The 22,936-nt window shown below is 66.6% G+C and carries 23 protein-coding genes, 1 tRNA gene and 1 pseudogene; 12 read left to right on the top strand and 13 right to left on the bottom strand.

Annotated elements, in window-relative coordinates:
- Positions 1 to 223, bottom strand: a pseudogene (locus JWN21_RS04335) (bifunctional ornithine acetyltransferase/N-acetylglutamate synthase); the annotation flags it as partial.
- Positions 224 to 276: 53 nt separating this feature from the next.
- Here JWN21_RS04335 and JWN21_RS04340 point away from each other — a divergent pair.
- The 3 genes from JWN21_RS04340 to secA all read left to right on the top strand — a co-directional run bounded on the left by JWN21_RS04340 (position 277) and on the right by secA (position 3,942).
- Positions 277 to 819, top strand: coding sequence for an energy transducer TonB (locus JWN21_RS04340; protein ID WP_299646598.1), 543 nt, complete (start codon positions 277 to 279; stop codon positions 817 to 819).
- A gap of 36 nt (positions 820 to 855) precedes the next feature.
- Entirely contained in the window at positions 856 to 1,113 is a 258-nt protein-coding gene (locus JWN21_RS04345) for a hypothetical protein (RefSeq protein ID WP_299646600.1), read from the top strand.
- A gap of 78 nt (positions 1,114 to 1,191) precedes the next feature.
- Complete coding sequence (secA, locus tag JWN21_RS04350) at positions 1,192 to 3,942, top strand: preprotein translocase subunit SecA (RefSeq protein WP_299646602.1); 2,751 nt, start codon at positions 1,192 to 1,194, stop codon at positions 3,940 to 3,942.
- A gap of 73 nt (positions 3,943 to 4,015) precedes the next feature.
- Here secA and JWN21_RS04355 read toward each other — a convergent pair whose 3' ends face one another.
- The 5 genes from JWN21_RS04355 to moaA form a co-directional block, all read right to left on the bottom strand.
- Positions 4,016 to 4,624, bottom strand: coding sequence for a hypothetical protein (locus tag JWN21_RS04355; protein WP_299646604.1), 609 nt, complete (start codon positions 4,622 to 4,624; stop codon positions 4,016 to 4,018).
- A 159-nt stretch (positions 4,625 to 4,783) separates the two neighbouring features.
- Positions 4,784 to 4,978: a low affinity iron permease family protein gene (locus JWN21_RS13950; protein WP_367182909.1), complete on the bottom strand. Its 195-nt coding sequence runs from the start codon at positions 4,976 to 4,978 to the stop codon at positions 4,784 to 4,786.
- A 43-nt stretch (positions 4,979 to 5,021) separates the two neighbouring features.
- Positions 5,022 to 5,096: transfer RNA gene (locus tag JWN21_RS04360), tRNA-Asn, on the bottom strand.
- 53 nt (positions 5,097 to 5,149) lie between these two features.
- Complete coding sequence (locus JWN21_RS04365) at positions 5,150 to 5,929, bottom strand: NAD kinase (protein ID WP_299646606.1); 780 nt, start codon at positions 5,927 to 5,929, stop codon at positions 5,150 to 5,152.
- A complete protein-coding gene (gene moaA, locus JWN21_RS04370; RefSeq protein WP_299646608.1) occupies positions 5,926 to 6,951 on the bottom strand; it encodes a GTP 3',8-cyclase MoaA in 1,026 nt (341 codons plus the stop codon). Before moaA ends, JWN21_RS04365 begins: the two co-directional genes overlap by 4 nt.
- Positions 6,952 to 7,067: 116 nt before the next feature.
- Between moaA and JWN21_RS04375 the strand changes: the two genes are divergently transcribed.
- A complete protein-coding gene (locus tag JWN21_RS04375; protein WP_299646610.1) occupies positions 7,068 to 7,838 on the top strand; it encodes an EAL domain-containing protein in 771 nt (256 codons plus the stop codon).
- A 228-nt stretch (positions 7,839 to 8,066) separates the two neighbouring features.
- Here JWN21_RS04375 and mfd read toward each other — a convergent pair whose 3' ends face one another.
- Together mfd and JWN21_RS04385 are read right to left on the bottom strand one after the other, a co-directional pair.
- Positions 8,067 to 11,525 carry a transcription-repair coupling factor gene (gene mfd, locus JWN21_RS04380; RefSeq protein WP_299646612.1) on the bottom strand — a complete coding sequence of 1,153 codons (3,459 nt, stop codon included), beginning with the start codon at positions 11,523 to 11,525 and terminating at the stop codon, positions 8,067 to 8,069.
- Between the two features lie 111 nt (positions 11,526 to 11,636).
- A complete protein-coding gene (locus JWN21_RS04385) occupies positions 11,637 to 11,903 on the bottom strand; it encodes a succinate dehydrogenase assembly factor 2 (protein ID WP_299646614.1) in 267 nt (88 codons plus the stop codon).
- A gap of 96 nt (positions 11,904 to 11,999) precedes the next feature.
- On the opposite strand from JWN21_RS04385, the gene recG reads away from it, so the two are divergent.
- Positions 12,000 to 14,051 carry an ATP-dependent DNA helicase RecG gene (gene recG, locus JWN21_RS04390; protein WP_299646616.1) on the top strand — a complete coding sequence of 684 codons (2,052 nt, stop codon included), beginning with the start codon at positions 12,000 to 12,002 and terminating at the stop codon, positions 14,049 to 14,051.
- Here recG and JWN21_RS04395 read toward each other — a convergent pair.
- The 4 genes from JWN21_RS04395 to serS all read right to left on the bottom strand — a co-directional run bounded on the left by JWN21_RS04395 (position 14,048) and on the right by serS (position 18,134).
- On the bottom strand, positions 14,048 to 14,263 hold the full coding sequence (locus tag JWN21_RS04395; protein ID WP_367182910.1) for a hypothetical protein: 216 nt from the start codon (positions 14,261 to 14,263) through the stop codon (positions 14,048 to 14,050). The genes recG and JWN21_RS04395 overlap by 4 nt on opposite strands.
- A gap of 239 nt (positions 14,264 to 14,502) precedes the next feature.
- On the bottom strand, positions 14,503 to 15,726 hold the full coding sequence (gene tyrS, locus JWN21_RS04400) for a tyrosine--tRNA ligase (RefSeq protein WP_299646620.1): 1,224 nt from the start codon (positions 15,724 to 15,726) through the stop codon (positions 14,503 to 14,505).
- 36 nt (positions 15,727 to 15,762) lie between these two features.
- Complete coding sequence (locus JWN21_RS04405) at positions 15,763 to 16,857, bottom strand: M23 family metallopeptidase (protein WP_299646622.1); 1,095 nt, start codon at positions 16,855 to 16,857, stop codon at positions 15,763 to 15,765.
- Entirely contained in the window at positions 16,854 to 18,134 is a 1,281-nt protein-coding gene (gene serS / locus JWN21_RS04410) for a serine--tRNA ligase (RefSeq protein ID WP_299646624.1), read from the bottom strand. Before serS ends, JWN21_RS04405 begins: the two co-directional genes overlap by 4 nt.
- A 90-nt stretch (positions 18,135 to 18,224) precedes the next feature.
- Between serS and JWN21_RS04415 the strand changes: the two genes are divergently transcribed.
- The 5 genes from JWN21_RS04415 (at position 18,225) to JWN21_RS04435 (ending at position 21,216) form a co-directional block, all read left to right on the top strand.
- The gene (locus JWN21_RS04415; RefSeq protein ID WP_299646626.1) at positions 18,225 to 18,737 is read left to right on the top strand and encodes a host attachment family protein; all 513 of its coding nucleotides are present in this window, start codon (positions 18,225 to 18,227) and stop codon (positions 18,735 to 18,737) included.
- 198 nt (positions 18,738 to 18,935) lie between these two features.
- Positions 18,936 to 19,187: a hypothetical protein gene (locus JWN21_RS04420; protein ID WP_299646628.1), complete on the top strand. Its 252-nt coding sequence runs from the start codon at positions 18,936 to 18,938 to the stop codon at positions 19,185 to 19,187.
- A gap of 108 nt (positions 19,188 to 19,295) precedes the next feature.
- Positions 19,296 to 19,742, top strand: coding sequence for a hypothetical protein (locus JWN21_RS04425; RefSeq protein ID WP_299646630.1), 447 nt, complete (start codon positions 19,296 to 19,298; stop codon positions 19,740 to 19,742).
- Between the two features lie 541 nt (positions 19,743 to 20,283).
- Positions 20,284 to 20,745: an RNA polymerase-binding protein DksA gene (dksA, locus tag JWN21_RS04430; RefSeq protein ID WP_299646632.1), complete on the top strand. Its 462-nt coding sequence runs from the start codon at positions 20,284 to 20,286 to the stop codon at positions 20,743 to 20,745.
- Positions 20,746 to 20,835: 90 nt separating this feature from the next.
- Complete coding sequence (locus tag JWN21_RS04435) at positions 20,836 to 21,216, top strand: PilZ domain-containing protein (RefSeq protein ID WP_299646634.1); 381 nt, start codon at positions 20,836 to 20,838, stop codon at positions 21,214 to 21,216.
- A gap of 27 nt (positions 21,217 to 21,243) precedes the next feature.
- Here the strand turns inward: JWN21_RS04435 and JWN21_RS04440 are convergent, their stop codons facing one another.
- A complete protein-coding gene (locus JWN21_RS04440; RefSeq protein ID WP_299646636.1) occupies positions 21,244 to 21,399 on the bottom strand; it encodes a YdcH family protein in 156 nt (51 codons plus the stop codon).
- A gap of 163 nt (positions 21,400 to 21,562) precedes the next feature.
- Between JWN21_RS04440 and JWN21_RS04445 the strand changes: the two genes are divergently transcribed.
- On the top strand, positions 21,563 to 21,760 hold the full coding sequence (locus JWN21_RS04445) for a DUF465 domain-containing protein (RefSeq protein WP_299646638.1): 198 nt from the start codon (positions 21,563 to 21,565) through the stop codon (positions 21,758 to 21,760).
- A gap of 82 nt (positions 21,761 to 21,842) precedes the next feature.
- Positions 21,843 to 22,304: a DUF1465 family protein gene (locus JWN21_RS04450; protein ID WP_299646640.1), complete on the top strand. Its 462-nt coding sequence runs from the start codon at positions 21,843 to 21,845 to the stop codon at positions 22,302 to 22,304.
- Positions 22,305 to 22,936: the final 632 nt, after the last annotated feature.

The following is a 22,936-nucleotide window of genomic DNA, read 5'->3' on the forward strand; positions in this document are numbered from 1 at the left end:
CATGCCCCAGCGTGAGCGCCTTGCGGCACCATTCTACCTCGGGCGACGGGCAACGGCTCTGCGTCAGCACGCCGGCGACGACCGTGCCCGGGGCGAGCTCAGCCAAGGTGAGGTCGCAGCGATCCCATATCTTGTACTGCGCCCGTGCGACACGGAGCCTGACACCGGCGATAGGTGGCATGGCGGGGAAGGGCAGCGCGAGGGGCGAAACGGTGGATGACATGGGCGCGTCCAGACAGCTAGGCTCGCCAGGTGAGGCGCGAGGGGAGTGGTAGCGTGAGCGACCGGGTGGGCAAGGGTGTATCGGCGGAACAGCGCCGGCGCGACGGCCGACTGGCGTGGATTGTCGTCGGCACGTGCGCGCTGTTGTCGCTGGCGCTGATCGTACTCGGCGTGATGGCATTGCGCGGCCCGGCAGCGCGCTGGGCGGAGGAGTCGATGCGGGAAACGCGCGACCAGGTGGCGCGGGAACGCGGGCAGGAGGAGGCCTGGCGTAATCTGCCTGTGCCGCCCACGGCGCCATCGCTCGCCGATACCGCACGACCGATCGGCAACGTGGCCAGCTGGGTCGGACCGGACAGCTACCCAACGGGAGCGTTGCGGCGGGGTCAGCAGGGGCGCGTGCGTGTTACCGTCGCCATCGACGAGAACGGACGGGCGACGGGCTGCTCGACGCATCTGTCCAGCGGCTACACGTCTCTCGACTACGGCACCTGCTCGGTGATGATGCGCCACGGGCGGTGGGAACCCGCGGGGCCAGGAGAGATCGGCGTACGCCGCTGGACCTCGCCGCCGATCCGATGGGTTCTGCCTGAGTAGTGGACGGTGCGGGCTCGCGTCCCTACATCCATGCTCGTGAACCTGTTGCTGCTCCTTTCCGCCCTGCTGTCGGCGCTCACCGGTGCGGGTGTCGGCGCGCGGGCGGCACCGGTGGCCGTTGCAGTGAGCCGCTCGGTCGAGACGGCTGTCGCCGCGCAGGCGAAGCCGGCGCGGGCAGCAGGGATGGTTCAAATCCCCACGCCGTCGTTGATGCATTCGGCGCCGCTGCCGAGCGTCGTGACGTGGCGATTGCCGCCGGCTGCTCCATTGTACCAGAGCCGCCGCCGCGAATAGCGGCCGCGCCGTACATCTCTCCCCGTTTTTCAGCGCCGCGTTCGCAGCGCCGCGCCTCTTGATATCAGGAACACGCCCATGTTCGGCGGCTTTGCCAAATCCTTGTTCGGTTCGTCCAACGACCGTTACGTCAAATCGCTGAACTCACTGCTCGCCAAGATCGCGAGCTTCGAATCGTCGCTGCAGGCGATGTCGGACGAGCAGCTTACCGCGCAGACCCAAGCGTTCCGCGATCGGCTGGCGAACGACGAGACGCTCGACAGCCTGTTGCCGGAAGCCTTTGCGACCGTGCGCGAGGCTGCCAGGCGGGTGCTTGGGCAACGACATTATGACGTGCAGATGGTCGGCGGCATCGTGCTCCATCGCGGCGAAATTGCCGAGATGCGCACCGGCGAGGGCAAGACGCTGGTCGCCACGCTGGCGGTGTACCTCAACGCGCTGCCCGGCGACGGCGTCCATGTCATCACCGTCAACGACTATCTCGCCGCGCGTGACGCGGAGTGGATGGGGCAGGTGTACCGCTTCCTGGGCATGACCGTCGGCGTGATCGTGCCGAACCTGACCGACGAGCAGCGCCGCGACGCTTACAATTCCGACATCACCTACGGCACCAACAACGAATTCGGGTTCGATTATCTGCGCGACAACATGAAGTACGACCGCGCGTCGATGGTGCAGCGGCCGTTCGCGATGGCGATCGTCGACGAGGTCGATTCGGTGCTGATCGACGAGGCGCGCACACCATTGATCATCTCCGGACCGACCGACGACAAGTCCGAGCTGTACATGCAGGTCGACGCGGTCGTGAAGCAGCTCGACCCGGTCGATTACGAGAAGGACGAGAAGCAGAAGTCGATCATCCTGACCGAAGATGGAACGGAAAAGATGGAGCGCATGCTTGAGGCCGCCGGCCTGCTGCAGGGTGAGAATCTATACGATTTCGAGAATACGCAGGTCGTGCACCACCTCAACCAGGCGCTGCGCGCGAACATGATGTTCAAGCTGGACACCGACTATATCGTCAAGGACGATAAGGTCATCATCATCGACGAATTCACCGGCCGGATGATGGACGGGCGGCGCTGGTCGGACGGGCTGCACCAGGCGGTGGAGGCCAAGGAGGGCGTGCAGATCGAGCCCGAGAACCAGACCATGGCCTCGATCACGTTCCAGAACTATTTCCGCATGTATCCCAAACTGTCCGGCATGACGGGCACCGCCGCGACCGAAGCGGCCGAGTTCTTCGACATCTACAAGATGAACGTCGTATCGATCCCGACCAACGTGCCCGTACGCCGCGTCGACGAGGAGGACGAGTTCTTCAAGGATACCAAGGACAAGTTCGCCGCTATCGCCAAGAAGATCAAACTGCATGCCGAGCAGGGGCAGCCGGTGCTGGTCGGCACCGTCTCGATCGAGAAATCCGAGCTGTTGAGCGAGTTCCTGACGCAGGAGGAGGTCGCGCACTCGGTGCTCAATGCGCGCCAGCACGAGATGGAGGCGCACATCGTCGCGCAGGCGGGCCGCAGGGGGGTGGTGACGATCGCGACCAACATGGCCGGACGCGGCACCGACATCCAGCTCGGCGGCAATCTGGAGTTCCGGATCAACGACGAGCTGACGCATCTGGCCGACGGTCCCGAGCGAGAGGCGGCGATCGAGCGCATCCGCGAGGAGATCGCGAGCGAGAAGGCGGAGGTGCTGGCCGCCGGCGGGCTATTCGTGCTCGGCACCGAGCGGCACGAGTCGCGACGCATCGACAATCAGCTGCGCGGGCGCTCGGGGCGGCAGGGCGATCCGGGGCTGAGCCGCTTCTATCTGTCCCTCGACGACGATCTGCTGCGCATCTTCGGGCCGGACACGCTGTTCGCCAAGATGATGCGCAACAACATCGACGATGGCGAGGCGATCGGATCGAAGTGGCTGTCGAAGGCTATCGAAACCGCGCAGAAGAAGGTCGAGGCGCGCAACTACGACATCCGCAAGCAGGTCGTCGAATATGACGACGTGATGAACGACCAGCGCAAGGTGATCTACGAACAGCGCAGCGACATCATGGATGCCGAAGCGGTCGGCGAGGTCGTTTCCGACATGCGCCACGAGATGGTCAACGTCATCGTCGGCGAGGCATGTCCGCCAAACAGCTATCCCGAGCAGTGGGACGTTGCCCGGATGAAGGAGCGGATCTCCGCAGTCCTCGGTGTCGAACCGCCGATCGACGACTGGATGAAGGAGGAGGCGATCGATCCGGAGATGGTCGAGGAACGGCTACGCCTCGCTACGGACGAGGCGATCGAGGCGAAGTCGAAGGATCTAGACCAGGAGACCTGGACGCAGGTCGAGAAGTCGATTCTGCTGCAGAATCTGGATCATCACTGGAAGGAGCATCTGGCGACGCTCGACGCACTGCGTCAGGTCGTCCACCTGCGAGCGTACGCGCAGAAGACGCCGATCAACGAGTACAAGCAGGAGGCGTTCGCGCTGTTCCAGCGCATGCTCGACAGCATCCGCGAGGACGTGACGCGCACGGTGGCACATGCGTCGTTCCGGATCGATCCCCCGATAGGATTGCCGGAGCTGCCCGACTTCATCACCACCCACTTCGACCCGTTCACGGGCGACGACGACACGCGCGACTATGATGCAGGTGCGGCGGGCCTGATCCAGACGCAGCTGCCACCTCTCCAGTCGCCACGACCGGTGATGCCGGACCTGGGCGACAATCCGGAGCATTGGGAGGGACAGGTCAGCCGCAACGCGGCGTGTCCGTGCGGATCGGGCCGCAAGTACAAGCATTGCCACGGCAGCGTAACGGCGCAGGGCGAGTAGCTGATTGACGGACACGAAAAGAGCGGCGGTAGCTCGCGCTACCGCCGCTCACTGTTCACAAACTTAGGCTAGATTAACGCCGTTGACCCGGCAGCACCACCGTCGGGCCGATGCGGTCCACCACCTGTCGCGCATCGAATGCACGCAGGTTGTCGCGCGGGATCGGCCCGCGACCAACGACGATCTCAGCCGAGGCCTCGTACCGCTGAACGGTCTGCACGTCGAAATCGTTGAAGGCGCCGAACCCCCCGCCATACCAGGGACTCCAGCCAAAGCCTCGTGCAGCGCCGAAGCCGCCGCCATAGTAGCGCCACGACGGACCCCAATAGCCGCCGAAGCCCCCATAGCCGAAGCCGCTGCCAAAGCCGCCGGTCGTATAGGTCCGCGACTGCAAGTCCGTGTCGCGGTCAACCATGACGAAATAGGTGCCACCGCTTTGCAGCGTCACCTCGGCTGCGCGGAACAGCAGGTAACGCTCCACCGTATCGCGCGGCGTAGAGCTGTTGCCCGCAAAGCTGACCAGAAAGCGGTTCTGATCCACCTGACGCTCGGAAAAGCCGGTACGGCTGAAGCCTTGGCCGGTGGCGGGTTTGTAAGGCGTTTCGGTCATGCAGGCACCAAGCAGCAGGGCGACGCCCGCAGCGGAGGCGAGCATGAGCTTGCGACCGAAGATGTTGGACATGAAATTTCCTCCAGCCGCGACCAGACGTCGCGAACGACTCGTATTATCTCAGGGAGGTGGAACGTGCGATGAACGGTTTTGTATCCGCGACGAAAAGTGCCGTGATAACAAGATGTTCGTAAGTCGGATGTCGCGGCGTTCAGCTGCGTCCGGCGACGTTCAACCGCACCCTCTCGACCTCCTGCTCGCTACAGTTCTCCAGGCCGACAGATTGTCGCGTGCCTCCGCGGTGACCTTGATCAGTTCATCGAGCTTGGCCGGCAACGCTGCGCCGTCGCGATTTTGCGTCGCTTGAAGGATGGGCAGGAGCAGCAGCGTGACGATGCCGATCCACGTCGGAACAGCTCGGGCCAATTCCGCGAACCCGCCGAACCGGACGACATTAAGACCCCGCGAATGGCTCCCTGAGTTGGATTCGAACCAACGACCAAGTGATTAACAGTCACCTACTCTACCGCTGAGCTATCAGGGACCGTTCGCGAGTGGCTCTCCTATACCGGCCCCGAAGGAGGATTCAACCCTGAGTCAGGCGGCGAACTGCTCCATGGTGATCCGGTCGTCGAGCGCGTGTTCGGGGTCGAACAGCAGCGTCAGCTCCCGCGCCCGGTCCATGGTGATGTCGACGCGTGCTACGTCGCGGACCTCGCGCTGGTCGGCCACGGCGGACACGGGGCGCTTGGCCGGATCCAGCACCCGCAGGCTGATGCGGGTCTTGTCGGGCAGTATCGCGCCGCGCCACCGTCGCGGGCGGAATGGGCTGATCGGCGTCAGCGCGATCAAGGCGGAGCCGAGCGGCAGGATCGGTCCCTGCGCAGACAGATTATAGGCGGTCGACCCTGCGGGCGTCGCGGCGAGGATGCCGTCGCAGGCGAGCTCGGGGAGCACGACCCGGTCGTTGACCATCACCTCCAGCTTCGCGGTTTGCCGCGTCTCGCGCAGAAGCGACACTTCATTGATCGCCGGCAGGGTGTGCGTCCGACCGTCAACCCCCGTTGCGACCATCTGCAGCGGTGTGACCTTGAACTGCTTGGCTCTGGAGAGCCGGCCGTCGAGGTCGTGAGGACGCCATTCGTTCATCAGAAACCCGACCGTTCCAAGGTTCATTCCGAACACAGGGACGGCGAGCTGCCGGCGCTCCAGCATCTGGTGCAGCGTCTGGAGCATGAACCCGTCGCCGCCCAGCGCGATGACGACGTCGGCCTCCCCGACCGGCACCCAATCGGCAGCATCGGCGAACGCAGCCGCCGCCTCCCGCGCCGGTGCCGTCGGGGAGACCAACAGCGCCCTGCGCGAATAGTTGGTCATCCGCCGGTGACGCTCATGTGCCGGGTGACTGCAGGGGCTGCCCCGCGTGCGATCGAAAAATCGTGGCGGCGTGGCTTGATACGCAACGCCTCATCGATTGCGTCATCCAGTGCCGACGTGCCGCCGTCGCGCAAGGCCGCTTTCAGATCGACATGATCGTCATGACCGAGGCACGCATAGAGCTTGCCCTCCGTGGTGAGCCGCACACGATTGCACCCGTCGCAGAAATTCGCGGTAAGCGGCGAAATCAACCCGAGCTTCGTCCCGGTTCCCGCAACCCGCCAATAGCGCGCCGGACCGCCGGTGCGGTGGGCATCCCGACGAAGATCGAAACGGCCCGACAGCATCTCCAAGACGCGTGTCAGCGGCACGAACCGGTCGACGCGATCCTCGTCGATCGCGCCGAGCGGCATGGTCTCGATCAGCGACAGGTCATGGCCTTCTCCGACACACCAGTCGAGCATATCGGCCAGCTCGTCCTCGTTAAGCCCGGCCAGCGCGACCGCGTTGATCTTGACCTGCAAGCCCGCCGCCTTGGCTGCCCCGATCCCCCCTAGCACCTGAGCAAGGTCGCCATGACGGGTAATGTAGCGAAACCGCTCGGGGTCGAGGCTGTCGAGGCTGACATTGACGCGCCGAATGCCGGCGGCAAACAGCGTCTCGGCATGCTGGGCCAGACGCGTGCCGTTGGTGGTCATCGTCAACTCGTCCAGGCCCCCCGATCCGCTCGGGCCGACATGGCGGCCGAGCCGACGAACGAGGTCGCCGACGTCGCGCCGGACCAGGGGTTCACCGCCTGAAAGCCTGATCTTGTTGACGCCGCGCGCGATGAAGCGCTCGGCGATGACGGCGATTTCTTCCAGCCGCAGCAGTGCGGCGCGCGGCAGAAAGGTCATCTGCTCTGCCATGCAATACCGGCAACGCAGGTCGCAGCGATCGGTGACGGAGATGCGCAGGTAGCGGATCACGCGCCCGTGGGCGTCGACCAGCGACGGCTCGGCGGGGGCGGGGGCGAGCGGCATATGGTTTAGCTAGGCCCGCGACGGCACACCGACAAGCCCCGCGCGGCATTGGCGACACGGTGGCCGGCGGGCTACAAGCCGGTCAAGAGGACTGCACCATCACCGAACACCGCCCCATGCCCCGGCGTCGCCTGGCCGACGATCTGCGCGCCGCGATCGACCGCTCCGAGATCGAACTGCGTTACCAGCCGCAGGTGGCGTCGGCCGACGGGCGGATAACGGGGGTGGAAGTGCTGGCGCGCTGGCGGCATCCTTTGTTGGGCGAACTCGGCGCCGAGCGGCTGTTCGCGGCGGCGGGTCGGGCGCGGCTGCTGCCCGCCTTGTCGCAACACATCCAAGGCGCAGCCCTGGCGGAGGTCGCCGCGTGGCCGGCGTCGTTGCGCAAGTTGCACGTTGCCATCAACGTTACGGCATCGGACCTGGCGCGGCAGGACTTCGCCGCGGACCTGCTGGCAAGGGCTGCGACGTTTGGCATCGACACGGCGCGGCTGACATTGGAGATCACCGAGCACGAGCCGATCGTCGACTTGGGATCGGCCGCCCAGGTTCTGGAAAGGCTGCGCGCGACGGGCGCGTCCGTAGCGTTGGACGATTTCGGCACCGGCTATTGCGGGATCGCGTATCTCCGATCGTTGCCGCTCGATTACGTCAAGATCGACGGGGAGTTGTCGGCCGATCTCTTGCGCGGCCCGCGCGAGCAGGTGGTGATCCGGCATGTCATCGCGATGGCGCGCGAGCTGGACCTAGGTGTGATTGCGGAAGGGGTGGAGACCGCCGGGCACCGCGACCTGCTGGCGCAAGCCGGAGCAACGCATTTTCAGGGCTTCTTGTACGCGCCGCCGTTGGACAGCGGACGGCTAGCGACACTGATCAACAATGCGCCTTAGGCCGGTGATGACGCCGTTGATCGAGCGAAGCGATCCGCTGCTCGTGATCGTAGGTCACGCCGGCAAGTCGTCCAGACAAGTCTGACCGCAAATCGCGGATCTCGTCCCAGATCTGATGCCAGATGCGCAGCGTCAGACTTTAGGGTTCGTCAGCCATTGGAGTAATGTAGCAAGGCGCGATCGGCTTTTGCGAACAGAGCGCCGCGAATGCCGCCACTCTCGACCCGATCACCCCGCCAGCTTCGCCAACCCCTTCGCCAGCTGCAGCGCGCCGTGCAGCCGCGCCTTTGCGTCGGGCCAGGCGCGCGACAGGACGAACTTCGCGTCGGGTCTAATCTTCGCGATCGCGCCCAGCCGCTCCACATAGCCGAGCAGCCCGTCGATGTTGGGCGGCTTGTTCTCGTGAAACGTCACGACGACGCCCTTGGCGCCGACGTCCATCTTGCTGACGCGGGCGCGCTTGGCGAACAGCTTGATTTCGATGACGCGGATCAGGTTTTCCGTTGCCTCTGGCAACGCGCCGAAGCGATCGATCAACTCGGCGGCGAAGGCTTCCACGTCGCGCTGCTGATCGACATCATTGAGGCGACGATACAGACCCATCCGCAGGTCGAGATCGGGGACATAGTCCTCCGGGATCAGGATCGGCGCGTCGACGGTGATCTGCGGGGAGAAGCCGGTCGGGCGCTTGGCCATGCCGCCGGCCTTGGCGTCCATGATCGCCTCTTCCAGCATCGACTGGTAGAGTTCGAAGCCGACCTCGCGGATGTGCCCCGACTGCTCGTCGCCGAGCAGGTTGCCCGCGCCGCGGATGTCGAGGTCGTGGCTGGCGAGCTGGAAACCGGCACCAAGCGAGTCGAGGTCCGACAACACCTTGAGCCGCTTTTCCGCCGTTTCGGTCATCTGTCGCTCGGGCGGGGTGACCATATAGGCGTAGGCGCGGGTCTTGGAGCGTCCGACGCGGCCGCGCAGCTGATACAGCTGGGCGAGGCCGAAGCGATCGGCGCGGTGGACGATCATGGTGTTGGCAGACGGGATGTCGAGGCCGCTCTCGACGATGGTGGTCGACACCAGCACCTCGAACTTGCGGTCATAGAACGCGCTCATCCGCTCCTCGACCTGCGTCGGGCTCATCTGGCCATGCGCGACCACGTAGCGGATCTCCGGCACTTCCTTCGTCAGGAACTCCTCGATGTCGGGCAGATCGGCGATGCGCGGGGTGACGAAGAAGCTCTGCCCGCCGCGGTAATGCTCGCGCAGCAAGGCCTCGCGCAGCACGACTGGGTCCCACGGCATGATGTAGGTGCGCACCGCGAGGCGGTCCACGGGCGGGGTCTGGATGACCGACAGCTCGCGGATGCCACTCATCGCCATCTGCAGCGTGCGCGGGATGGGCGTGGCGGTCAGCGTCAGCATGTGGACGTCGGCGCGCAGCGTTTTCAGGCGTTCCTTGTGGGTGACGCCGAAGCGCTGTTCCTCGTCAACCACGACCAGGCCCAGGCGTTTGAAGTCGATGTTTTTGGCGAGGATGGCGTGCGTGCCGACGACCACATCGATCGTGCCCTCCGCCAGCCGCTCCTTGGTGGCTTTCGCCTCGGCAGCGGTGACGAGGCGCGACAGGCGGCCGATCTCGATCGGGAACCCTTCGAACCGGGCTTTGAAGTTGTTGTAGTGCTGGCGGGCGAGCAGCGTGGTGGGGCAGACTACCGCGACCTGCTTGCCCGCCAAGGCGGCGATGAAGGCGGCGCGCAGCGCGATCTCCGTCTTGCCGAAGCCGACATCGCCAACGACGAGGCGATCCATCGGCTTGCCCGCGCCGAGATCGTCGATGACGTCGTTGATCGCGCGGTCCTGATCGTCGGTTTCCTCATAGGGGAAGCGATCGACAAAGCTGGGATAGCCGGAGCTGTCCGGTTCGAGCACATCGCCGGGATGAAGCGCGCGTTCGGCCGCGACCGCGATCAGCTCGCCCGCGATCTCGCGGATCCGCTCCTTCATGCGGCTCTTGCGGCGCTGCCACGCCTCGCCGCCGAGCCGGTCGAGCGCGGTGCCGTCCTCGCCGGAGCCGTAGCGGGAGAGGACCTCCAGGTTCTCGACGGGTACGTAGAGCTTGTCGCCGCCGGCGTAGCTCAGCGCGACGCAATCGTGCGGACTGGTGCCGACCGGGATCGAGGTCAGCCCCTCGTAACGGCCGATGCCGTGTTCGGTATGAACGACGAGGTCGCCGGGCGAGAGTGTTGCCAGTTCGGCAAGGAAGGCATCGGCGGATTTGCGGCGCTTGTTGCGGCGGATCAGGCGGTCGCCGAGCATGTCCTGCTCGGTCAGCACGGCGACGCCAGGCGCGGTGAAGCCGTGTTCCAGCCCGAGCACCACCAGCGCCACGCCCGACGCGCCGAGCGCGGCCTGCCAGCTATCGACAGCCGTCGCGCCGGCCAGGCCGTGATCCTTGAGCAACCCTGTCAATCGCTCGCGCGAACCGGCGGAGTAGCTGGCAAGGACCGGCTTCCTGCCGGCCTTGCGCAAGCCGGAAAGGTGCTGGACGACCGCTTCGTAGATGTTGACGCCGCTGCCGCGTTCGGGCGCGAAATCGCGCGGGCCATCCACGCCCAGGTCGACCACCGTCGCGCTCTCCGGCTCGTGAAAGGGTGTCGTGAGATGCGCACTCGCGGTGGCGTTCGATGTGCCGAACTCGGCCGCATCGAGGTACAGTGACTTGGCGGGCAAGGGGCGATAGCTGCCGGGCTGAGCTGCTTCCGCGCGCTTGCGGTTCTCGTAATAGTCGGCGATCGCCTCGAAGCGCTGCTCGGCCGCGGCGGGGACGCCGAAGTCGCGAACCATCACGGCCGGCCCGAGATGATCGTACAGCGTAGTGAGCTTGTCCTCGAACAGCGGCAGCCAATGTTCCATGCCGGCGAGGCGTCGCCCGTCGCTGACCGCTTGGTAGAGTGGATCGCCCGTCGCGGTCGCGCCGAACATCTCGCGATAGCGGCTGCGGAAGCGCTTCACCGATTCCTCGTCGAGCAGGGCTTCGGACGCAGGCAGCAGCGTGAAGCGATCGACGCGGCCGGTGGTGCGCTGATCCTCGGCGGCGAAGGTGCGGACCGTCTCGATCTCGTCGCCGAAGAAGTCGAGGCGCAACGCCTGTTCCTCTCCGCTCGGGAACAGATCGACGATGCCGCCACGGACGGCGTACTCGCCGTGATCGTGGACGGTGTCGGTGCGGACATAGCCGTTGGCCTGGAGCAGCGTTGCGAGCCGTTCGCGGCTGATGCGTTCGCCTGGTGCGAGTGTGGCGACGAGCTGGCGCAGGCGGAACGGGGTGAGGACGCGCTGCGTGGCGGCGTTGGCGGTGGTAAGAACGAGCTGCGGCTTAGCCGGCTTGGTTTGTAGCCGGTGCAGCGTCGCGACTCGCTCGGCCATCACTCGCAGCGATGGGGAGGCGCGGTCGTAGGGTAGGCAATCCCAAGCCGGAAAGGTCAGCACGTCCAGCTCGGGCGCGAAGAATGGCGCGGTGGCGGCGATCGCACGCATCGCCGCATCGTCGGGCGCGATGAACACGACGCGGCCACCCTGCTTCTGGCCTGCTGCCCGCGCAAGGTCGGCGAGGAGAGACGGGAGAAAGCCGGTCGGTACGCCCGCAAGGGTGAGCGGGTGCTCGGCGGTGAGGATGGTCTGGAGGGAGGGCATTTGCACTTCTTCTCCCCTTCCGCTTGCGGGAGAGGCTGGGGGTGGGACTGTCAGGTGAGCGTCGGGTGGGAACAGACCCACCCCCAACCCCTGCGGCAAGCGGAAGGGGAGCTAAGAGGGGAGCGGCACGAAATCCATGACGCGCATCCGCTGCATCGCCGCGCCGTCCCATTGTTCGGGGCAGGGCTGAACGCCCATCGCCCAGGCCATGATGTCGACGTCCTGCTCTTCCAGCAGCGCTTCGAACCAGGCGAGTTCTGCCTCATTCCACCCTGCGCCGTGCGCGTCGAAATACCCGCCTATCATCAGGTCGGCCTCCCGCGTGCCGCGATGCCAGGCGCGGTAGCGGAGGCGCTTTAGGCGAGTTTCGCGATCCATAGTTCTTATCCAAGACGCCCTTTCGGGCTTCGGCCAACGGCGATTGGCCGACGGGCTTTGAGCGCGTCGGCTGAACAGGGTAGAGCGCAGATAGCTATGCGGCCCGACATCCTCAATCCATTGTTCGCCGAGGCGACTGTACTCAGCGGCGTCGGCCCCGCGGTTGCGAAGGCATTGGAGCGATTGCGCCTCACGCGAGTGGTGGACGTCGCGTTCCACCTGCCGACCGGCTGGGTGGATCGCATCCCGCGCGACGAGCTGATGCAGGCCGATGTCGGGCGCACGATCGCGATCGACCTGACCCCGCGCGATCACCGCATCAGTCGATCGCCTCGTGGCCCATCGCGCGTGCAGGCGACCGACCGCCACGGTAATTATGTCAGCCTTACCTATTTCGGCGGCTCGTCGGGCTATGTGAAGAAGCTGCTGCCGATCGGTGAACCAAAGCGCGTGTCGGGGCGGCTCGATCAATATGGCCAGGAGCTGCAGATCGTCCATCCCGAGCTGTCGGACGTGGGCGAACCGTTGCGCGAGCGCGAGGCGATCTATCCACTGTCGGAGGGGCTGACGCACCGCCGACTGGCGGCGCTGGCGGAGCAGGCGGTCGCGCGCGCGCCGGTGCTGCCGGAGTGGATCGATGCTGGACTGAAGGCGAAGCGCGGCTGGCCGGACTGGCGCGAGGCGCTGGCGCGGGTGCATGCCGATCCCGCCGACGCGGTGGCCCGTGCGCGGCTCGGCTATGACGAAGTGTTCGCCAATCAGGTCGCCATGGCGCTGGTCCGCCAGTCGACCCGCGCGCGCAAGGGACGGGCGCTCGCCGGCGATGGCCGGCTGCGCGACCTGCTGAAGCTGCCCTACGACCTCACTGGCGCCCAGGCGCGAACGGTGCGCGAGATCGAGGGCGATCTGGCGCAGGCCGCGCCGATGCTGCGACTGCTGCAAGGCGATGTCGGTTCGGGCAAGACGCTGGTGGCGACGATGGCGCTGCTGATCGCGGTGGAGGCGGGCGCGCAGGCGGCGCTGCTCGCACCGACCGAAATCCTCGCGCGACAGCATGGCGAGACGCTGAAGCGCACGCTGGCCGGGCTGCCGATCGAGGTCGCGGTGCTGACCGGACGCGACAAGGGCCGCGCGCGCGAGGCGACGCTGATGGGGCTGGCCGATGGCTCGATCGACATCCTGATCGGCACGCATGCGATCTTCCAGGAAGCGGTCGGCTATCGCGATCTCGGGCTGGTGGTCGTGGACGAGCAGCATCGGTTCGGGGTCGGCGAGCGGCTGATGCTGCAGGCCAAGGGCAAGGCGCCGCACCTGCTGGCGATGACCGCGACGCCGATCCCGCGCACGCTGACGCTGGCGCAATATGGCGAGATGGACGTCAGCCGTCTCGACGAGATGCCGCCCGGGCGTGAGCCGATCGAAACGCGCGTGGTCTCCGAGGAGCGGCTGGATGAGGTGGTCAACGCGCTCGGCCGGCATCTGGCGGACGGGGGACAGGCTTATTGGGTCTGCCCCCTGGTCGAGGAGAGCGAGAAGTCGGACCTCGCCGCTGCCGAGGCACGCGCGGAGGCGTTGCAACGGCGGTTCGGGGAGCGGGTCGGGCTGGTGCACGGCCGCATGAAGCCGGAGGAAAAGGACGCAGCGATGGCCGCCTTTGCTGCTGGGCGGACGGGTGTGCTGGTGGCGACGACGGTGATCGAGGTTGGCGTCGACGTGCCCAACGCGCGCCTGATAGTGATCGAGCATGCCGACCGCTTCGGACTTGCCCAGTTGCATCAGCTGCGCGGACGGGTGGGGCGGGGTGGCGGCACGTCCGTCTGCCTGCTTCTGCGCGGCGCTGCGCTAAGCGAGACGTCGCGCGCGCGGTTGGCGCTGATGCGGGAGAGCAACGACGGCTTCCGGATCGCGGAGGAGGATCTGCGCCTGCGCGGCGGCGGCGAGTGGCTCGGGACGCGGCAGTCCGGCGAGGCGAACTTCCGTCTCGCTCCGCCCGATCAACTCGCCGAGCTGATCGCCTGCGCGCATGACGACGCGCGGCTGTTGATCGAGCGCGATGGCGGACTGGACGGCTCGCGCGGGGCGGCGGCACGGATCGCGCTATATTTGTTCGAACGCGATGCGGGTGTGCAGATGCTGCGCGGCGGCTAACGCTTGAGCGCGCCCAGCATGGCGTAATAATCTGACGGGTTCATCGACTGAACCATCCGACAGCCGATGCGCCCGCCCAGTGCCCAGCGCACTTCCACCGGCAGTGCACCGACCACAGGCATGTCGATGCGCAGGCGATCGCCCGGTTCACACGCTGCCTCGCAGCGCGCCATGAGCCCGCCGACCGACGTGTTCACGATGACCAGTGGCAACAGCCGACCGTCCCCGTGCGCCGCCCGCGTGCGGTGATGCACGGCGTCGCGCGGTTCGCTCCGCTCTTCCTGAACCCAACCTACCGCGCTGGCTGCCACCCGGCCGTGCTCCCCTTCAACACCGCCGGGACTAGGCGGCAAAGCTTTGCCGGGAGCGAACGAGGATGGCTAATTAGGTGTTACCTGGCAACCTAAGTGCGCGGTAAACCAAGGAAACCGTGCTCTGGCCGGTCAGCCGGTCAGCCGGTAACGACCAGGCCGTGGTGCTTCTTTCCGGCGGACACGCGGACGGGATCGTTGTCTGGGGCGATTAACTGCGCCTCGTCGGTCACGCGTTCGCCCGCAATCCGCGCGCCACCGCCCTTGATGAGCCGGCGTGCCTCGCCCCTGCTGGCTGCGAAGCCCAGCCCGACGAGCGCGTCGACGATTGTTACCGGGCCGAGGCTGGCGAAACGGGGAAGCGAATCACCAGCCGCCATTTCCTCGAACGTGCGGCGCGCCGTGTTGGCTGCCGCCAGCGTGGCGGCATCGCCCCGGCAGAGCGCCGTCGCCTCGTTGGCCAGCACGATCTTCGCGGCGTTGATCTCCGCGCCTGCCAGCGCCTCCAGCCGTGCGATCTCGTCCAGCGGCACGTCGGTGAACAGCCGGAGGAAGCGGCCAACGTCGCGGTCGTCGGTGTTTCGCCAGAACTGCCAATAGTCATATGCGGAGAGCTGATCCTCGTTCAGCCAAACCGCACCGGCCATGGTCTTGCCCATCTTGCCGCCGTCGGCGGTGGTGATGAGGGGGGTGGTGACGCCGAACACCTCGGTCGCGTCCATGCGGCGGGCGAGTTCGATGCCGTTGACGATGTTGCCCCACTGATCCGACCCGCCGAGCTGCAGCCGGCAGCCGGCCCGGCGCGAGAGCTCCAGGAAGTCATAGGCCTGGAGGATCATGTAGTTGAATTCGAGGAAGCTCAGCGACTGTTCGCGGTCGAGCCGCAGCTTGACCGAGTCGAAGCTGAGCATGCGGTTGACGGAGAAGTGCTGGCCGACGTCGCGCAGGAACGGGATGTATCCGAGCGCATCGAGCCACTCGGCGTTGTCGAGCATGATCGCGTCGCTCGGACCGTCACCAAATGTCAGGAAGCGCGCGAAGACGGTCTTGATCGACGCGATGTTTGCGGCGATCGTGTCGTCGTTGGCGAGCTTGCGCGCCTCGTCCTTGAACGATGGATCGCCAACCTTGCCGGTGCCGCCGCCCATCAGCACGATCGGCTTGTGCCCAGCCTGTTGCAGGCGGCGTAGCAGCATGATCTGCACGAGGCTGCCGACATGCAGCGACGGTGCGGTCGGATCGAACCCGATATAGCCGGGCACGACCTGCCGGCTCGCCAGCGCATCGAGCCCGGCGGCGTCGGTAAGCTGATGGATGTAGCCGCGCTCGTCGAGCAGGCGGAGCAGGTCGGACTGGAAAGGCATGCGCGGCGCGTAGCAAAGCCGCTCCGCGTCGTCACGCTACAGCCGTGGCAGCTGGTCCTCGGGGTTCACGGGCGCGCGGCCCTTGCGGAGTTCGAACAGCAGGGCAGGGCGCTCGGTCACGCCGGTCTCACCTGACAGCGCGATCGACTGTCCCTTCTTCACCGCCTGCCCGCGCTGCACGAGCAGCTTGGCGTTATAGCCATAGACGGTGGTCCAGTTGCTGCCGTGCTTGACGATCACGAGGCCGCCCAGGGCGGCGATGCCGCTGCCGACATAGGCGACGACGCCGTCGGCGGCGGCACGGACGGGCGTTTCGAGGGCGGTCGCGATGATGATGCCGTTCTGACGCTCGCCACTTCGCCCCGCGCCGAAGCGGGCGATAATGCGGCCCTGTACGGGCCAGGCAAAGCCGCCGCCGGCGAATCGCGCGGGCGGGGCGATGGCGGCGGTGGCGGGGAGCACGCGAGTGGGCCCGGCGACAGCGCGCGACGGTCGCGCGTCCGTCGACAGCGCGGGTTCGCCACCGGTCAGGATGTCGTCGATGTTGAGCCGGAACGCAGCGGCGCGTTGGGCCGCGCTGCTGCTTGTCGATGGCGTGCCGGGGATCAGCACGCGCTGGCCGGTACGCAGGATGAACGGCTCGACCAAGCCGTTTGCCTCGACGACGCGCGACCAGGGCACCGTATAGGCACGCGCGATGGCAATGCCGCTCTCCCCAGCCCGGACCAGATGGTAGCGGCCGCCGGGGATCTGCAGTTCCTGACCCTCCCGCAGCTCGAACGGAGGTTGAAGGTCGTTGACGCGCGCGATCGCGTCGGCACCGGCGCCGGTGCGGCTCGCGATGCGGGTCAGGGTGTCGCCGGGCGCTACGACATAGGTCTGAGCGCGGACCTCCTGCGCATCCGCGACCACCGGGCGCGCCTCCCAAACCGGGCGGGGAGCGGGCAAGGCGGTGACCTCCTCGTCGCCCCTGCGCGGCTGGTAATCGCGATCCGGCGGAGGCGGATAGCGTTCGGCTTGCTTCGGGTAGCGCGGCGGCGGCGGGGGCAGGCGCGCGTCGTCGCCTTCCAGACCGGGAATACAGCCGGCGAGCAGTGCGATCGCGCCCACCGCAAGGCGGTTCGCGATCACCCCCGTGGCTCCAGCCGATTGAGGCCCGTCAGATAGGGCTGCAGCACGGTCGGCACCGCGATTGAGCCATCCGCCTGCTGATAGTTCTCGATGATGGCGACCAGCATGCGGCCGACGACCAGCCCCGAGCCGTTCAACGTATGGACCAGGCGGGTGCCTTTCTGGTCTTGCGGCCGGTAGCGTGCGTTCATGCGCCGGGCCTGGAAGTCCGTACAGCTCGAGCAGCTGGAGATTTCCCGATAACGGTTCTGGCCGGGTAGCCAGACCTCCAGGTCATAGGTGCGCGCCGCGGAAAAGCCCATGTCGCCGGTGCACAGTTTCATGCGCCGGAACGGCAGCTCGAGTTTGGTCAGCACATCCTCTGCCGCCGCCGTCATGCGTTCGTGCTCCGCCTCCGACTGATCGGGTGTGACGATCGAGACCATCTCGGTCTTTTCGAACTGGTGCTGACGAATGAACCCGCGCGTGTCGCGACCCGCCGCGCCTGCTTCTGAACGAAAACAAGGTGTTAGTGCGGCGAAGCGCAACGGTAATTCGGCTTCGGACAATATCTTGCCCGCCACGATGTTGGTCAGGCTGACTTCGGCTGTCGGAATCAGCCAGCGTCCGTCGGTGGTGCGGAACAGGTCATCGGCAAACTTCGGCAGCTGGCCGGTGCCGAACATCGCGGCGTCGCGAACCAGCAACGGGGGCACGACCTCTTCATAGCCGTGCGCACGGGTCAGCGTGTCGAGCCCGAACTGTCCCAGCGCGCGGTTCAGCCGCGCTGCGTGGCCACGCACCAGAGTGAAGCGCGTGCCGGCGAGCGCCACGCCGGTTTCGAAATCAAGGCCAAGGGCGGGGCCAAGGGCGTCATGTTCCTTGATCGTAAAGTCGAAGGCCGGACGCCGTCCCCGCTCATGCACCAGCACATTGTCGTCTTCGTCGGCACCGTCGGGCACGTCGGCAGCGGGTAGGTTCGGGAGCGCAGCGAGAAGCCCGTCCAGTCCGTTCTGGAGGCGCTGTTCGTCCGCCTCCAGTGCCGGCAATTGCTCCTTGAGTGCCGCTACCTCGAGCATCAGCCGTGTCGCGGTCGCCTCGTCCTTGGCCGCTTTTGCTTGGCCGATCGCCTTGGACAGCTCGTTGCGCCTGGTCTGTGCGGCTTGCGCTTCGGCGATCGTGGCGCGGCGACGCTCGTCGAGCGCAAGCAGCGCCGCCGACTGCGGTCCCGCTCCCCGCCGGGTCATCGCGGCGTCGAACGCGGCCGGGTCGTCGCGGACGAGGCGGATGTCGTGCATGGGCGGGCTATGACGGTGGCCCGACAACGGCGCAACCCTCGCGGCACCGGGGGCGTTACCCCGTCCGACAACAACAATGGAGAACGCCTCATGCAAGTCCCGCACAACACCTATGTGCTGGTCGCCGACGGGCGCAAGATGCTGTTCCTGCGCAACGATGGCGACGCGCAGGCGCTGAACCTGAAGGTCGAGCTGGCCGAGGAGCATCCCAACCCGGCGAACCGCGACCAGAAGACCGATCAGTCCGGCGGCGCGTCGTCGACGCAGATGGGTGCCCATGCGCCGGGCGGCGCGACCGGCGGCGGCAACCACGCGGGCGGTGGCGGCGCGGGGTTCGCCCCGGCGCGCGGCACGATGGGGGAGACCGACTTTCATCAGCTGGAAGAGAACCGGTTCGCCGCCGAAGCCGCCGACATGCTGCGCAAGCGGGCGCTGGCACGCAAGTTCGACAAGCTGATCGTGATCGCGCCCCCCAAGACGCTGGGCGAGCTACGCAAACACTATCACGGCGAAGTCGAAGCGCGGTTGATGGGCGAGCTGGCTAAGGATCTGACCGGGCATTCGATCCCGGATATCGAGAAGGCGCTGCTCGCGGCTGAGTGACTCCTGGGCACAGGCCGTCATGGGAGTAAATCCCATGACGTCGAAGCTCGGCTAACGCCTAGCCCGGTCGGCCTGACGCGTCGGAGGCGCTGCTGCGCTGCGCCGGCGCGGGCTGGCGGCGCGAAAAGGCCCGCCGCTCCCCCGAACGGCGGGCCATCGCCCGGCAAGCTGACCTGAGGTCAGGCCTTGGCGACCTTCGTGAACCGCTTGCGCGCGACCAGGGCCGCTGCCGCCGCACCGAAGAGCAGCAGCATCGGCGGTGCGGGAACCGGCGCCGGCGGGCCACCGCTCGATCCCGTGCTGCCACCCGAGCTGCTCGACGACGAACTGCTCGACGAGGACGAGCTCGACGACGACCCGCCGGTGCTGCCGCCGGTCGAGCTGGTGCTGGAGGAACCGTTCGAAGAGAACCCCCCGGACGACGACCAACCCTTGCTGGACGAGCCGTAGCCGGGCTTGCCGCCGCTGCTCGCGCCGGCATTCTGGTTCTGGTTCTGGTTCTGGTTCTGGTTTTGATTCTGGTTTTGGTTCTGCGACTGCTCGTTCGAATTGTTGTTGGTGTTGTTGTTGGTCGCGTTGTTGGAGCTGCTGTTGTTGGACGAGTTGTTGTTCGTCGAGCTGTTGTTCGAGCTGTTGTTGTTGGCGCTGGTATTCGAGTTGTTGATGTCGACGCTTGCGCCGCCAGTCGAACTGGAGCTCGACACGCTGCCGGCGACGTTGCCCGACGAGCTGCTCGATCCGCCGCTGGAGGTCGACGATACTACGATGCTGCCGCTGGAGCCGCCACCGCCGCCGCCGAAGAAGCCGCCGCCGCTGAACCCGCCGCCGCCGCCGAAGAACCCGCCACCACCGATCACGGCTGGAGCGAAACCACCGCCGCCGCCGATGAATGGCTCGCCGGCGATCGCGGGGATCGGCACGGGCGGGGCGCTTGCCACCGTCACGATCGCGGGCGGGCAGCTCGTCCGGGTGGTCGTGGTGACCACCCGCTTGCGAGGCCGATAGCTCGCCACCTGGCGCTTGACCACGACGCGCTTGGCGACCTTCTGCTTGACCACGGCCGCGCGGGGTCGCTCCGCGACGTGAACCGCGCCACCACCGATTACCGCGCCACCGCAAGCGCAAGCACAGAGTTTCGCCAAAGCCATCCGCACTGACATGATCTTCTCTTCCCTGTTGCCGCGGATTGATGTCGTCGGATCGACGCTACCACAACGCGGGGCTGCTAAGGCCAAAGTGCCAAATGAAGCGTTAAGTGCAAGGTTCTTAACCACGATACTGCAAGCTCCGGCAGAATTGTGCGCCTTTGCAGTCGGACTACTTGGATTAACGTGCCAAGACGGGACAAGTTGACGATCGGCTTTCAACTCAGGCCCGCCATGGATGGCGGCAGTGATGCCCGAATGCGACACGTAGCGGCTCGTGTGTTGATCTTGGTCAGCCCTCGCTTGTGGGGCAGCCGCCTCGCGCTTATAGGCCCGCCTCATGGGGGAGGCCCGACGGGCGGCGGCGTGATCGCAGCCAGCGGGTCGCAGGGAGAGTGAACATGGCCACTGTGTTCCGTCGCGTCGTTTCAACATCCGACTATTCGCCTGCCAACGACTCCGAAATGATCGGCCAGCCTTGGTCCGACGAGCCGTTCATGAGCTTGCGTCAGCAGGCGTATTTCCGATCGAAATTGACCTGCTGGAAGGAGTCGATCCTGCGCGAGGCGCAGGACACGCTTAGCCAGTTGCAGGTGGACTCGCTGCGCGAGTCCGATCTGACCGACCGTGCCTCAAGTGAAACCGACTGGTCGATCGAGCTGCGCACCCGCGACCGCCAACGCAAGCTGATCGGCAAGATCGACGCGGCGCTACGCCGCCTTGAGCAGGGCGAATATGGCTATTGCGAGGTATCGGGCGAGCCGATCAGCCTAGGGCGGCTGGAAGCGCGGCCGATTGCGACCATGACTGTCGAGGCGCAGGAGCGGCACGAGCGCAACGAGAAGGTCAGCCGCGACGATTGATCCGCCGCCGCGCTTAGCGTTTCGCTAACGTCCTCGACGCTACAATGGGCCGCAGGCGAAGCGGGAGTTGAAGCGTTGGTGGACGGTGTCGTGCAGGTTGGAACCGTCGGTGCCGACGAAATCGTCGGGACGGTCGACAACGCGCGCACCCGCAAGCGCGACAGCATGTTCCTGTCGGCGCAGCTGCGGATCGGCGGCGAGGGACCGACGCACGAGGTGCGGGTCCGCAATCTATCTGCAGGCGGACTGATGGCGGAGCTGGACTGCACGGTCGAACCCGGGACGCCGGTGGCGTTAGCGATGCGTGGCCTGGGCGACATGACGGGGAGCGTCGCGTGGTGCACGCATGGTCGGCTCGGCATCGCGCTGGACCGCCCGATCGACCCGGCGCGCGCGCGCAAGCCGGTCGGCCTGGGTCCGAGCACACCCGAGTTCGCCAAACCGCTGGTGGGCCGCACCCCCCGGCGGTAAGGCGCGGCGCCGGCTGCGTACCCTGCTCTACAGGCTGGAGAGCTCTTCCTTCAGTCGCAGCTTTTGCTTCTTCAGTTCCGCCAGGGTTCGCGCATCAGGCAGCGGCCGTGTGGCTTCCTCGGCGATCCGCCGGTCGAGCACGGCGTGCTTGGTTTCCAGGGCCGCTTGATGCGTCGTCGGCATGGCTGAAATCTCCTACGGGGACGGATGTGAGCCGATTAAACCGACGACCATCATGAAAGTCTCGTGACAATCGGACGGCTGCGACGATCGACAGCCCCGGTGCGACGAGCCGTTTGCGCCTCGCCGCCGCGGCGCTATGGCGCTCCACTGAACGGGGAATCGCATGGACGAGGCGCAGATGGCGGAGCGGCTCGCGGTCGCACGCGAGGAGCATGGCGACCTCGCGACCGCGATCGAGGCGTTGGCCTCGACGATCGTCCTTGACCAGCTGCAGATGGCGCGGCTCAAAAAGCGCAAGCTGCGGTTGAAGGACGAGATCGCGATGCTGGAGGACCAGCTGATCCCCGACATAATCGCCTGAGCGTGCGCGCGCCCCGCGCTGGGACGGCCGGCGTCGCCGCCCCCGCTGGCGACGCAGCGAAGCCTGTGCCAAGACCTGCGGCATGCCCGCCGACCTTCGCGACTCCACGCTTCACCGCCGCCTGATCGACTCGCTGCATGTCGAGGCGATGCTGCTGGCCGACGAAGCGCGAAGCTATTTCGACGAGGCGGGCAGGGCAGAGCGCGAGGCGCTGGATCCGCTCGATCGGGTCGGTTTCTCGTGCGAGTCGCTGAAGGTGACCACGCGGCTGATGCACGTCATTGCCTGGCTGTTGACGCAACGCGCCGTCGACGCGGGCGAACTGCGCCCGCGCGACGCGCTGCACCCGTCGCGGCGGTTGGGCGAGGCGCCGGTCACCCAGCCGGCGGCGGTGCTGCCACTGCCGACGCGTGCCCGCGCGCTGATCGAGGCGAGTGCGGACCTGCACCGTCGCGTCGGCCGGCTGGACGCGGCGCAGGAACTGGCGCTGCCCGCCGCCAGTCCGGTCAGGTCGATGCACGATCGGCTGGCGCTGGCGTTCTGACGCCTACAGCTCCCAGTTGACCATCCTGTACTCGAAGCGCTGGTTCGTCGGGCCGGGGATCTGGCAGCCGATGTTGACCACGCCTCGCGGGGGTACGTCATAGCGTTCGAAATGGGGCGGATAACGCCCCCGGGTCGTCGAAGCTACGACAGGTGACGTGAATGACCCAGGACGGATGTGAACTGTGGAGCATCGTACAAGGAATGCGAGCAGGCCCATAGCGCTCGGGACCTGAATCGGGTCTCATCTGAATGAAACTGCGAAGCTGCGCCGGTGCCGGAAGGGGCGGACCACCTGGTTCGGGCTTCCGCGGTAGTTTCGGTGGGGCTTTACCGGCCCGCCCGGCCGTCCGCCGCCGCCGCCGGAGGGGTGGGCTTCGGCCGCGCCAACTCCTGGATGCGCGCATCGATCTGTTGCTGCAGCGACACGGTGGTGCGTCTCATGCCGTTCGCGTCGTCCTCGGCGGAAGCAACCTCGTCATGCGCGCGGAACAAGGCTCGCGACGATCCGTGCTTGGCGTTGACGGGGAAGCCCGCGGACATTGCCCTGCAGCACCCGCAGCGGGCCGATCATCCCCATCCGGAGCAATCCGGTGCGCGCGATGAAGTCTCGCTCGACGTTAAGCGCGAAGG

It is taken from the genome of Sphingomonas bacterium (assembly GCF_028292945.1).
Classification (GTDB): Bacteria; Pseudomonadota; Alphaproteobacteria; order Sphingomonadales; family Sphingomonadaceae; genus Sphingomonas.